The 11,800-nt window shown below is 62.4% G+C and carries 11 protein-coding genes; 3 read left to right on the top strand and 8 right to left on the bottom strand.

What is annotated here, in order from left to right; all coding sequences use genetic code 11:
* Nucleotides 1–5: 5 nt before the first annotated feature.
* Nucleotides 6–482 carry a cyclic pyranopterin monophosphate synthase MoaC gene (gene moaC, locus P3T40_RS11395; RefSeq protein ID WP_429267787.1) on the top strand — a complete coding sequence of 159 codons (477 nt, stop codon included), beginning with the start codon at nt 6–8 and terminating at the stop codon, nt 480–482.
* 64 nt (nt 483–546) lie between these two features.
* Here the strand turns inward: moaC and P3T40_RS11390 are convergent, their stop codons facing one another.
* The 8 genes from P3T40_RS11390 to recA form a co-directional block, all read right to left on the bottom strand.
* Entirely contained in the window at nt 547–2,331 is a 1,785-nt protein-coding gene (locus tag P3T40_RS11390; protein WP_429267786.1) for a PglL family O-oligosaccharyltransferase, read from the bottom strand.
* Nucleotides 2,332–2,461: 130 nt separating this feature from the next.
* Nucleotides 2,462–3,100, bottom strand: coding sequence for a pilin (locus P3T40_RS11385; protein WP_429267785.1), 639 nt, complete (start codon nt 3,098–3,100; stop codon nt 2,462–2,464).
* 143 nt (nt 3,101–3,243) lie between these two features.
* Nucleotides 3,244–3,981 carry a TerC family protein gene (locus P3T40_RS11380; protein ID WP_429267784.1) on the bottom strand — a complete coding sequence of 246 codons (738 nt, stop codon included), beginning with the start codon at nt 3,979–3,981 and terminating at the stop codon, nt 3,244–3,246.
* Nucleotides 3,982–4,151: 170 nt separating this feature from the next.
* Nucleotides 4,152–5,033 (bottom strand): succinate--CoA ligase subunit alpha, encoded by an 882-nt coding sequence (sucD, locus tag P3T40_RS11375; RefSeq protein ID WP_429267783.1) that lies wholly within the window; start codon nt 5,031–5,033, stop codon nt 4,152–4,154.
* A 112-nt stretch (nt 5,034–5,145) separates the two neighbouring features.
* The gene (gene sucC / locus P3T40_RS11370) at nt 5,146–6,315 is read right to left on the bottom strand and encodes an ADP-forming succinate--CoA ligase subunit beta (RefSeq protein WP_074263440.1); all 1,170 of its coding nucleotides are present in this window, start codon (nt 6,313–6,315) and stop codon (nt 5,146–5,148) included.
* On the bottom strand, nt 6,312–7,058 hold the full coding sequence (locus P3T40_RS11365; RefSeq protein ID WP_429267782.1) for a DUF2889 domain-containing protein: 747 nt from the start codon (nt 7,056–7,058) through the stop codon (nt 6,312–6,314). The genes sucC and P3T40_RS11365 overlap by 4 nt, the downstream gene beginning before the upstream one ends.
* Before the next feature lie 215 nt (nt 7,059–7,273).
* On the bottom strand, nt 7,274–7,996 hold the full coding sequence (gene recX, locus P3T40_RS11360; protein WP_429267781.1) for a recombination regulator RecX: 723 nt from the start codon (nt 7,994–7,996) through the stop codon (nt 7,274–7,276).
* A 7-nt stretch (nt 7,997–8,003) separates the two neighbouring features.
* Nucleotides 8,004–9,080 (bottom strand): recombinase RecA, encoded by a 1,077-nt coding sequence (gene recA, locus P3T40_RS11355; protein ID WP_144162817.1) that lies wholly within the window; start codon nt 9,078–9,080, stop codon nt 8,004–8,006.
* 232 nt (nt 9,081–9,312) lie between these two features.
* Between recA and P3T40_RS11350 the strand changes: the two genes are divergently transcribed.
* Together P3T40_RS11350 and P3T40_RS11345 are read left to right on the top strand one after the other, a co-directional pair.
* On the top strand, nt 9,313–10,104 hold the full coding sequence (locus tag P3T40_RS11350) for a response regulator (protein WP_429267780.1): 792 nt from the start codon (nt 9,313–9,315) through the stop codon (nt 10,102–10,104).
* 9 nt (nt 10,105–10,113) lie between these two features.
* Entirely contained in the window at nt 10,114–11,655 is a 1,542-nt protein-coding gene (locus P3T40_RS11345) for a sensor histidine kinase N-terminal domain-containing protein (protein WP_429267779.1), read from the top strand.
* The last annotated feature ends 145 nt before the right edge of the window (nt 11,656–11,800 follow it).

The following is an 11,800-nucleotide window of genomic DNA, read 5'->3' as shown; positions in this document are numbered from 1 at the left end:
CAACCATGCCCGAACTCACTCATTTCGACGCCGCCGGCCAAGCGCATATGGTGGACGTCGGCGGCAAGCAGGAGACCAAACGCATTGCCATCGCGCGCGGTTCCATCCGCATGCTGCCGGAGACGTTTGCGCTGATCCGTGACGGCAACGCGAAGAAAGGCGATGTGATCGGAATCGCGCGCATCGCGGCGATTCAGGGCGCGAAGCGCACCGCCGACCTGATTCCGCTGTGTCATCCGCTTGCACTGACGCGCGTCGCGGTCGAGTTCGAACTCGACGAGAAACTGCCGGGCCTGCATTGCACCGTGCAGGTGGAAACGTTCGGACGCACGGGCGTCGAGATGGAAGCGCTGACCGCTGTGCAGGTCGGCCTGCTCACCGTCTACGATATGTGCAAGGCGGTGGATCGTGGCATGACGATCACCGATGTGAAAGTGCTGGAGAAGCACGGCGGGAAGTCGGGCGATTGGGTGGCGACTTAAGCGCTGCTGCTGCGCGTAACCGCTCTCCTACGCCGTCTAACCCACCTGTAAGCGACGACCGCGATCAGTCGTCGCTGTCGTCATCGTCCTGATTGACGCCCTTCGGCGGCGTACCGTACTGCTTGACGAGCTCCGCCTTAAAGCCCGCGAGGCTCTTCTGTTCGTCGCAGAGTTCGTACAGATAGCCCTGTTGCGACGGCCAATCGTGCAGTTCCTCAGAAAAAATCTTCAGACGCGCCACCGTATCGAACGCGGCATTCGTGTCGCCGCTCAGCGCCTGCAGCACCGCGTAGCGGCGCAACACCGTTTCGCCCGGCAGCAGCGCGAGTGCCTGCTTGTGCATCGCCAGCTTGTGGTCCAGATCCATCGCGTTCATCGGTAGCAGCGTGGCCATCCCGTACTCGCCCCATGCCCGGAACAGGAACGACGGATCGTCGGCATACTGCTCGGCCGGACGGGCGCCGTAGTACAGCACCTCAGCCCGGTTGTAATCGCGGCAAATCGGATACAGCGCCGCCAGCCCACCGAACACGACCACCACATAGACACCGAACGACACGCGGCTCGGCAGCAGTCGCAAAGAACGCGTCTCCAGCAGGCCGAACACGAACATCGCCGGCAGCAGGAAGAACATGTACTGCTGTGGATACTCGACCAGCGCGTGCATCACCAGCACGCCGATCAGCGCGATGCCGAACACCCGCGCCGCCGTGTGCGGCGCACGCACGACCCGCACGAGCCAGGCAACCAGACCCAGCAGCACAATCGCAACACCGATCAACCCGGTCTTGCCCAGCAGATCGAGGAAGATGTCGTGCGAGTTGTTGGCGATCTCGACGCCGCCGAGCGTGCGGACAAAATCGTACTGGTAACGCGGAAACTCGCCCCAGCCTACGCCCAGCAACGGGTGTGTCTTGAACATCGTCCAGCCGTACTTCCACAGCGCAAGGCGCGGCGCAATCTGGCCTGCGTCCTTGAAGCGGTCGGCGGCCGACACATCCAGATCAAGCTGGTAGCGCACGTTGGCCCAGCGGACCACGGCATTCATGGCGAAGAACAGCACGCCCAGCGCGATCGGAACCAGCCACTCGCGATTGCTGCGACGCAGAGCGGGGTTACGCCTGATTTCCGCGAACGCCATCCAGAAACCGGCCACCACGATCACGCCCATTTGCAGCCACGGACCGCGCGAAACGGTCAGCGCCAGCCCCGTCGAATAAATCACCGACAGCAGCGTCCACACGATCACCGGCAAGCGCCGCGTCTGCACCAGGAACATAGCCCCAGCCATCGCGAAGGCAATATAGGTAGCAAGGTGGTTGGCCTGCGCCATATTGCCGAACGGCCGGCGATCGACGGTGATGTTGTACGCGACAACCAGCGGCGTGACCTTGGTCTCCAGGTGGAACAGCTGGATCACCTGGCAAAACACCGCAAACAAGCCGCCCACGATCAGCGCCGCCGCCGCCCAGCGCAGCACCGTCTCGGTCAGCTTGACCCGGCTGAAAGCGTAGCCGGTGTGCGTCGCCATGAACGCCGCCAGCAGATAGCCGGCGCCGAGCCAGTTCATCGACGGCTGCGCGACCGGCAGTACGAACGTCTGCGCGATCAGTAGCAATCCAAACAGCAGGGGCACCAAGGCGACCGCCGGCGACTCGAACGTGGCGCGCGAGCGCTCCGTCCAGACGAGCAGCACCACCGCGGCGCTGGTCAGCACATACAGCGTCAGCGCGGTAAATTCCGCGTAAAAGGTCGGGATCGGATACGTATGGTTGACTACTGCGTAAGGAAGAATCAACGCACAAGCCAGCAGTACCAGAGATAAATAGCGCGGAAATGGGGTGGGCATGAGTAACCGGGGGCGTCAGCAACCGGCGCACTATACAAAAAAATTCTCCTGCTGTGCGCCGGACGGCCTCAAATATCCCGAAATCGGCTAGTTGCGGCGCCTTTACGCCATCTCCACGCTTAACTCAGCCTCAACTCCGGCACTCAGGCGGCGCCAGATTGGACGGTAAGCTCGGCGTCTCGGCAGGTAACGGCCCGGCACCCGGCGCGGGCAGTGACGAAGCGCTCTTGCCACCGGCAAAACACTCCCACGTTACCGTTCCCGGTTGGGCCGCGCCCTTGACCAGCGCGATCCGTGCGGTTGGCGTGTCGGCGTTATCGGGCACCGACGGCACCAGCACCAGCGTATTGGAGCCGGCCGGCGCGACCCGGGTGGTGAATGCGACGGTGATCTGCCCCGTGTCGTCATCGACATGCACCGACTCGACATTGCGAGTCCCTGGCGGTGGCGCATACCCTCCGCCGAACGCGCTGCCGCTCGCAGCGTTCTCGGCCACCGCGAGCCGCGCCGACGCAGCGAGCGACAAACCTTCGCCCACCCGACTGCGGGCCAGATAGTCCTGATAAGCGGGAATCGCGTACGCGGCAATCACCCCGACGATGGCGAGCACGATCATCAGCTCGATCAGCGTGAAGCCGAGCTTGCGGCTCACCCGTGCGATCCGCGCGGGCCATTGCACGCCGGGGTCGGAGATCGGTGCCCCCGAAGCAGGGTCGTCGCGCCGCAACAGCACGCAACGGAAAGCAGAAGTGGGGAAAGTAACGGTCATCGGCAGGCTCCTGAAACGAAAAACGCCTGCCCCGTGAATCGGGACAGGCGCTTTGATCGTATCCAGCAGCGCTGATCCTAAACAGTCAGCCGGATGGCTAACGTGGGACCTCGCTGAGAAGAGCGCAGGGGGCCGCTTCGCCCTTAATGCGACCCCGGCGGCGTACCGGGCGGCAACTGTCCGGCAGCCCGGCTAGCGTTGCGGCGCTTGAGCAGGTAGCCGAGGATCACCACGAACAGCGCACCCGCGATACTCATACCGTACTCGGCCACCGGCGAGTCGAGGATCGGCCAGCGGTCACCCGCCGGGTCGTTGACGATGAGGCCGCCGGCGATCCAGCCCAGCAGCGCCGCTCCGAGCGTAATGACGACGGGAAAGCGGTCCAGCAGTTTCAACACCAACTGGCTGCCCCACACGATCAGCGGAATGCTCACGACCAGCCCGAAGATCACCAGCGCGAGACGGTGTTCCGGATCAGCTTGTTCGGCTGCACCGGCGATCGCGATCACGTTGTCGAGACTCATCACCGCGTCGGCGACGATGATCGTCTTGATCGCGGCCATCAGCCGGTCAGCGGGCTTGATGCTGTCATGGGCGTCGTGTGCGGGCGCCATGAGACGTACGCCGATCCAGAGCAGCAGCAGGCCACCCGCGAATTTCAGCAACGGCACGTCGAGCAGTACCACCGCGAACGCGATCAGCGCAACACGCAGCAGAATCGCTCCGGCCGTGCCCCACAAGACGCCCTTGACCCGCTGAGCTGGCGGCAGGTTGCGACAGGCGAGCGCGATCACCACCGCGTTATCGCCACCCAACAGGATGTCGATCACGATGATCTGGATGACGGCGCCCCAATGGAGCGTGGCGAAAAACTCGAGCATGGACGAAGAATAGAAGGAAGCGAAGCGCGCAGACAACCGCGATGAAGCTGCATGGTCAACAAAAAAAGCGAGGGAGCAATTGCTCGCTCCCTCGCTTTAGGACTGCGCTCTCGCGAAAGGGTTTCGTAAGAGTATCAAAAAATAGGCCGATCGAGTCGGCCTATTTCGATTTACAGCATCGCCTTCAGAAGACGCGCCATTTCCGACGGGTTCTTCGTGACCTTGATACCGCATGCATCCATGATTTCCAGCTTGGCTTCAGCCGTATCGGCACCGCCCGAGATCAACGCGCCAGCGTGACCCATACGCTTGCCGGCCGGAGCCGTGACACCCGCGATGAAGCCAACCACCGGCTTCTTCATGTTGCCCTTGATCCACTCGGCAGCATTCGCTTCGTCCGGACCACCGATTTCGCCGATCATGATGACGGCGTCCGTATCCGGATCGTCGTTGAACATCTTCATGACGTCGATGTGCTTCAGACCGTTGATCGGGTCGCCGCCGATACCGACTGCCGACGATTGGCCGAGGCCGATTGCCGTCAATTGGCCGACTGCTTCATACGTCAGCGTGCCCGAACGCGACACGACGCCGATGCGGCCCTTGCGGTGGATGTGACCCGGCATGATGCCGATCTTCAGCTCGTCCGGCGTGATCGTGCCCGGGCAGTTCGGTCCGAGCAGCAGCGTCTTGCTGTTCTTTGCGCGCATGCGTGCCTTGAGCTCGATCATGTCACGGACAGGAATGCCTTCCGTGATACAGATTGCGAGATCCAGATCGGCTTCGACAGCTTCCCAGATGGCAGCAGCAGCGCCTGCCGGCGGAACGTAAATCACCGACACGGTCGCGCCCGTTTCAGCCTTAGCTTCAGCGACGCTAGCGTAGATAGGAATGCCTTCGAAATCTTCGCCGGCCTTCTTCGGGTTCACGCCTGCAACGTACGCTTCGCGGCCGTTTGCATATTCACGGCAAGCACGCGTATGGAACTGACCGGTCTTGCCGGTAATGCCCTGCGTGATGACCTTGGTGTCTTTGTTAATCAGAATCGACATGTATTGACCTCTGTTCGTTTGGCGTCGCGCTGTTGCGCCAATGGACGGGATGTTCTCCGCCCGCGTCGCTCACGCGCCGCCATTCGTAATCCTGGTGAACGCCCGGCCTGGCTTACGCCTTGCCCGCAGCGGCCGCGACGACCTTCTGAGCCGCTTCTTCCATGCTGTCTGCCGCGATGATCGGCAGCCCGGATTCAGCGAGCATCTTCTTGCCCAGGTCTTCGTTCGTGCCCTTCATGCGGACCACGAGCGGCACCTTCAGCGACACAGCCTTCGAAGCTGCAATCACGCCTTCCGCGATCACGTCGCAGCGCATGATGCCACCGAAAATATTGACCAGAATGGCCGTCAGATTCGGGTTCTTCAGCATGATCTTGAACGCTTCCGTGACCTTCTCGGTCGTGGCGCCACCGCCCACGTCCAGGAAGTTCGCCGGTTCGCCGCCGAACAGCTTGATGGTGTCCATCGTTGCCATTGCGAGGCCAGCGCCGTTCACGAGGCAGCCAATGTTGCCGTCGAGCGAGATGTAGGCGAGGTCGAACTTCGACGCTTCGACTTCAGCCGGATCTTCTTCGTCCAGATCGCGGTAAGCCACGATTTCCGGATGACGGAACAGTGCGTTCGAATCGAAGTTGAACTTGGCGTCCAGCGCGATGACCTTGCCGTCACCGGTCAGGATCAGCGGGTTGATTTCGGCCAGCGACGCGTCCGTTTCCCAGAAAGCCTTGTACAGACCTTGCAGGATCGCGCGCGCTTGCGGCAGCGAAGCGGCGGGCACGCCGATCTTCGTTGCGAGTTCGTCCGCTTCCGCGTCTTTCAGACCGGTCGACGGGTCGACGGCGATCTTGTGGATCAGCTCAGGCGTCTTTTCCGCGACTTCTTCGACGTCCATGCCGCCTTCGCTCGAAGCCATCACGACGACCTTCTGCGAAACGCGATCGATCACAAGGCCGACATACAGTTCTTTCTTGATGTCAGCGCCTTCTTCGATCAACAGGCGGTTCACCTTCTGGCCTTCCGGGCCAGTCTGGTGCGTGACGAGTTGCATGCCGAGGATCTGGTTCGAGTACTCACGAACCTGTTCCAGCGACTTTGCGACCTTCACGCCGCCACCCTTGCCACGGCCACCCGCGTGGATCTGAGCCTTCACGACCCATACCGGGCCGCCGAGCTCTTCTGCGGCCTTGACCGCGTCATCCACCGAGAAGACCGGCTTGCCGCGCGGTACCGCGACGCCGAATTTCCGCAGGATTTCCTTACCCTGGTACTCGTGAATCTTCATGCGTGATTCCCTTCAGTCTGAGAGTTGGATTGAACTTCGTTTCCGCTGCTGTCGTTCAAACGGGACGTGCCATCGCCATTGCCGTTTCCGGCGGCGTGGCGTGTTTGTTCGCTTGCTGTATCCGCACGCTCCGCTGAACGCGGTGCGTGGCCATACCAGCGCGGATAAAACTGTCGCACCGCCTCGCCGTCGAATCGCAGCGCGTGGCAGCGACCCAACTGGAATGGCGGCTTGTCGTTTGAGTGTTCGTCTGAGGCTTTGGGCGAACCGTCCCCTGAAGCCGCTTCGTGCGGCGGCTTTCCGTCATTCGTGTTCCACACATCACCGGCGAACGCCTGAATGGCGGCCGTGGGAAGGAAAGCGCACAACTCGGTGAGATGCGTGCAACCTGCCGTGCCTCCCAGCAAACGGGCGGCTTCGCGACGGAAATTGTTGAACAGATTGAGCCCGATGAGGGCCCGATAGGCGGGATTGGTGGCTTCGCACAGACCGGGATAGGGCACCCAGTCGGACGACGCTTGCGCGTCGACAACGTTGAGCTTGCGATCGATCGTAATGCGGAGCCAGAGTTCATGGATCGGCTGACCGTTGGGCCGGACGCCCGACGCAAGCGCCACATCACGTGGCTTTTGGTCGGTTAGACACGCCTCTATGTCCCACAGGCCATCCTCGCGCTCATAGGCTTCCGCACGAATTGCGCGACGATGGCGCAACTGACGGGAGACGGGCGGGGAAAGCGGCATGCGGAAGGAAAAGGCCGAATTGGAAAACTTTTTAAGTTTAGCATACCGGGTATTTGAGACAGGTCCAATTGTGCATAGCACCAATCCGGTGCCGGCGGATGCGGCGCGGTGTCGCGGTGCGGTATGGGGCCTGAACGGGCTCAGCGGCGCGCCGGGCGGCGGTACCAGCGGGTGTGACTGAGTCAGGGCGTCTGGCGCGCTCGCTGGGTCTGGCGTTAGTCGCCAGCCCACTCGTCCTCGATACCCTTGAGGATCTTGCCAATCGTCGCTCCCGAGAATCCGCGCGAGGCGAGAAAACGTGCCTGCTTCGCACGTTCGGCCTGGGTTTCTGGGAGCTGGCCGTATTTCTTGCGCCAAACGGCCTGGGCACGCGCCAGTTCGGTCTCGCGCAACTGGGCGCTCGCCTCTTCGATCAGCGTCTGGGCGACCGCGTGGCGCTTCAACTCCCCGACAATCCGGTTGGCGCCAAGCCGCGACGCGCGGCGGTGGACCAGGCTCTCAGCGAAGCGCGAATCGGACAGCCAGCCCTCGCCTTCAAGCGAATCGAGCAAAGTTTCTAGAGAATCGGTCTCTTCGACGAAGGGCGTCAGCTTGCGCGAGAGTTCGGCGCGACTGTATTCGCGGCGCGACAGGTAGCCGAGCGCGCGGCCTTTCAGCGAACGGGCAGGACGTTGGGATTTTTCGGCGCGGTCGTCATTGGGCCGAGCCTCGCCGGGAGTGCGGCGCGAGCGGGTGTAGGTGGTTTCAGTGGGAGAACCGACGGCATCGCCGGAATCTGCGGAGGTGGAACCGCGTTGCGCTGAAGGCGCGCGGCCTGCGGCTTGATCGTGCGCGTCGAAAGACTCGAACGGGTCAAATGGATCACCGTCAGAATCAACGTCACGCGGGCCGTCCGCATCACGTCCTGCATGAGATACAGGCCGGCCCTTGCGTATCACGCGACGATTACTCCTCTTCGCCCGCGACTTCGGCGCTTGCGCCTACAGCGGCTTCAGCCATGGCATTCACGCCCAGCGATTCACGGATGCGATTCTCGATTTCGCGTGCGATCTCGGGATTCTCACGCAGGAATTCGCGTGCGTTGTCTTTACCCTGACCGATCCGGTCGCCGTTGTAGCTATACCAGGCGCCAGCCTTGTCGACGATCTTCGCCGACACACCCAGGTCGATTACTTCGCCCTGACGCGAAATGCCTTCGCCGTACAGGATGTCGAAAATCGCCTCGCGGAACGGTGGCGAGACCTTGTTCTTGACGACCTTCACGCGCGTTTCGTTGCCGATCACTTCGTCGTTCTTCTTGATCGAACCGATACGGCGAATGTCCAGACGCACCGACGCGTAGAACTTCAGCGCGTTACCACCCGTGGTGGTTTCCGGGTTGCCGAACATCACGCCAATCTTCATACGGATCTGGTTAATGAAGATGACGAGGCAGTTCGTACGCTTGATCGTGCCGGTGAGTTTGCGCAGCGCCTGCGACATCAGACGCGCTTGCAGACCCGGCAGCGAGTCGCCCATCTCGCCTTCGATTTCAGCCTTCGGCACCAGTGCCGCGACCGAGTCGATCACGATCATGTCAATGGAGCCCGAACGCACCAGCGCGTCGCAGATTTCCAGCGCCTGTTCGCCCGTGTCCGGCTGCGAAACCAGCAGATCGTTCACGTTCACGCCGAGCTTGCCGGCGTATTGAATGTCGAGCGCGTGTTCCGCGTCGATAAACGCTGCTGTGCCGCCGAGCTTTTGCATTTCGGCGATGACCTGCAGCGTCAGCGTGGTTTTACCCGACGATTCCGGCCCGTAGATTTCGACCACACGACCACGCGGCAAACCGCCGACACCCAGTGCGATGTCAAGACCCAGCGATCCGGTTGAGACCACCTGGATATCTTCGACTACCTCACCTGCGCCGAGCCGCATGACCGACCCTTTGCCGAACTGCTTTTCAATCTGCGCGAGCGCGGCAGCCAATGCCTTGCTCTTTTCAGCAGTCAGTCCAGCCGAGCCTTTCTTGCTTTCTTCCATGAATCGTCCTTTGCTATGATGAACGGCGTCTGAGGCAGATGTGCAGCCCATTCATCACGGACAGCACGCTAAACGCAGACACTGTATAAAAAAACAGTAGTTTTGGCAAGCACGATTCGCACGTGAAAGCATTTATGTGCAATCAAGGTGCGCCAAACTACCCACAAAAATCTTTGGAGACCGCTGCGCGCCGAGCAGTACCGCGGTGCCGGCAAGGCCAGGCTGGCGCATCATGCGAATTCTCATTGCCGAAGATGACAGCATACTCGCGGACGGTCTCGTTCGATCACTCCGCCAATCGGCATACGCCGTTGATCATGTGAAGAGCGGCGTCGAAGCCGATACCGCGCTGTCGATGCAAACTTTCGATCTGTTGATACTCGATCTCGGCCTGCCGCGCATGTCCGGGCTCGAGGTGCTGCGCCGTCTGCGGGCGCGCAATTCGACCCTGCCGGTGCTGATCCTGACCGCAGCGGACAGCGTCGACGAACGCGTCAAAGGCCTGGACCTCGGCGCCGACGACTATATGGCCAAGCCGTTCGCCCTCAACGAACTCGAAGCCCGCGTGCGTGCGCTTACTCGCCGCGGCGCGGGCGGCGGTCCGACGGTGGTGCGGCATGGCTCGCTGTCGTTCGATCAGGTTGGCCGGATTGCCTATGTCAACGAGCAGGTGATCGATTTGTCGGCGCGCGAACTTGGTCTGCTCGAAGTGCTGTTGCAGCGGATCGGCCGGCTGGTGTCGAAGGAACAACTGGTCGATCATCTTTGCGAATGGGGCGAAGAGGTCAGCAACAACGCGATCGAAGTCTACGTGCACCGGCTGCGCAAGAAAATCGAGCCGAGCGGCGTGCGCATTATCACCGTGCGCGGCCTCGGCTACTGCCTGGAAAAGGCGACCACGACCACCCCTGGCGTGGCGGCATCCGACACGCACGCGCCGTCCGCAGCGCCCTCGACGCCCGAACCGTCTGCACCCGCCTCGCCCGCCTCCGCCGCGATGCCCGCGAGCCACCATTTCAAATAGAGACCACCCATGTCCGCACGCGTAGAGCGCGCCACAGCGCAAGCTGCGGACCTTGACGACGAGGCCCGCGACGCCCGCTACGCGAACCCGTTCGCGCCGCCCGACGAAACCGAAGCCGCCGCCGAGGGCCGGCCGCGCTCGCTGTTCGGTGAAATTCTCGACTGGATGCTGGCGCCGCTGCTGCTGCTGTGGCCGATGAGCATTGCGGTCACGTATCTGGTCGCCAAGTCGATCGCCAACGGGCCGTTCGACCGGGCGCTCGAAACCGATGCCTACGTGCTGGCTCGCCAGATCCATCCGGTGAACGGGGTCGCCGAGCTGTCGCTGCCCGATGCGACACGCGACTTCCTGAGTGCGGACAACATCGACAAAGTGTTTTACCAGGTCCTAGGCACGCGGGGCGAACTGGTGGGCGGCGACCGTGACATGCCGCTGCCGCACGAAGAAGACCGCCCGCCGCCGGGCCTCGTCGAGTTCCGCGACGACGTGCTGCGCGGCAACGACATCCGCGTCGCTTACACGACCGTCGAGTTTCCGCAGACGCCGGGTGCACTGCCGGTGCTGGTGCAGGTCGGCGAGACGCTCGACAAGCGCAGCCAGCTTGCCAACGACATCATCAAAGGCGTGATCCTGCCGCAGTTCGTGATCCTGCCGCTTGCGATCGTACTGGTGTGGTTCGGACTCTCGCGCGGGCTCGCGCCGCTGCACGCGCTGCAGGCCCATATCCGGGCGCGGCGTCCGGACGACCTGTCGCCGCTCGAGGCCCGCCGCGCGCCGCCGGAGATCGAACCGCTGGTAACGTCGTTCAACGACCTGCTAACGCGCCTCGAACAGAATATGGAGCTGCAAAAACGCTTCATCGCCGATGCGGCCCATCAGATGAAAACGCCGCTCGCCGGCCTACGCACCCAGGCCGAACTGGCACTCCGTCAGGATGTGTCGGAGGAAGTGCACCGTTCGCTTGAGCAGATCGCCACGAGCTCCGAGCACGCGGCGCGGCTCGTCACGCAGTTGCTGGCGCTGGCGCGCGCGGAAAACCGGCTGTCGGGGCAGATCTTTACGCCGGTCGAGATCACCGAAGTTGCGCGCAATGCAGTGCGCGACTGGGTGCAGGCGGCGCTCGCCAAGCAGATGGACCTCGGCTATGAAGGACCGGACGAAGCGGTGGAAATAGATGGCAGTTTGCTGATGTTGCGCGAAATGCTGTCCAACCTGATCGACAACGCGATCCGCTACACCCCGGCCGGCGGCCGCATCACCGTGCGGGTGCGGCCGGATGCGACCACGGCGCTGGTGCATCTGGAGGTGGAGGACACCGGCCTCGGCATTCCGGCCGCGGAACGGGCACGGGTGGTCGAACGCTTCTACCGGATCCTCGGCCGTGAAGGCGACGGCAGTGGACTTGGGCTCGCCATCGTCCGCGAGATCGCCACCATGCACGGCGGCACGCTGACGATCGAAGACAACGTCTATCAATCCGCACCGCGGCTGGCGGGCACGCTCGTGCGTGTCAGCTTACGAGCGCGCGAAACGGCCCGGGACTTACCCTAACAGGACGGGATCCAGCAAAACCTGTGGCCCGAGATGATGCCAATTTATTCGATGATCGCCGGTATTTGAATGCAATTTCACAGACAAAGGCGCCATCCAACCCCACCTCCCCACCCCACCCATTTTGAGATGCCGCGTCAGTAGG

The sequence above is a fragment of the Paraburkholderia sp. EB58 genome, assembly GCF_050436665.1.
Lineage (GTDB): Bacteria > Pseudomonadota > Gammaproteobacteria > Burkholderiales > Burkholderiaceae > Paraburkholderia.
The sequence above is the reverse complement of the archived record's forward strand: the minus strand, read 5'-3'. Positions and strand labels throughout refer to the sequence as shown.

What these genes read in the sequence shown, in the direction of transcription:
- moaC (WP_429267787.1), top strand. Translation starts at nt 6, where the DNA reads ATGCCCGAACTCACTCATTTCGACGCCGCCGGCCAAGCGCATATGGTG.
- P3T40_RS11390 (WP_429267786.1), bottom strand. Translation starts at nt 2,331, where the DNA reads ATGCCCACCCCATTTCCGCGCTATTTATCTCTGGTACTGCTGGCTTGT.
- P3T40_RS11385 (WP_429267785.1), bottom strand. Translation starts at nt 3,100, where the DNA reads ATGACCGTTACTTTCCCCACTTCTGCTTTCCGTTGCGTGCTGTTGCGG.
- P3T40_RS11380 (WP_429267784.1), bottom strand. Translation starts at nt 3,981, where the DNA reads ATGCTCGAGTTTTTCGCCACGCTCCATTGGGGCGCCGTCATCCAGATC.
- sucD (WP_429267783.1), bottom strand. Translation starts at nt 5,033, where the DNA reads ATGTCGATTCTGATTAACAAAGACACCAAGGTCATCACGCAGGGCATT.
- sucC (WP_074263440.1), bottom strand. Translation starts at nt 6,315, where the DNA reads ATGAAGATTCACGAGTACCAGGGTAAGGAAATCCTGCGGAAATTCGGC.
- P3T40_RS11365 (WP_429267782.1), bottom strand. Translation starts at nt 7,058, where the DNA reads ATGCCGCTTTCCCCGCCCGTCTCCCGTCAGTTGCGCCATCGTCGCGCA.
- recA (WP_144162817.1), bottom strand. Translation starts at nt 9,080, where the DNA reads ATGGAAGAAAGCAAGAAAGGCTCGGCTGGACTGACTGCTGAAAAGAGC.
- P3T40_RS11350 (WP_429267780.1), top strand. Translation starts at nt 9,313, where the DNA reads ATGCGAATTCTCATTGCCGAAGATGACAGCATACTCGCGGACGGTCTC.
- P3T40_RS11345 (WP_429267779.1), top strand. Translation starts at nt 10,114, where the DNA reads ATGTCCGCACGCGTAGAGCGCGCCACAGCGCAAGCTGCGGACCTTGAC.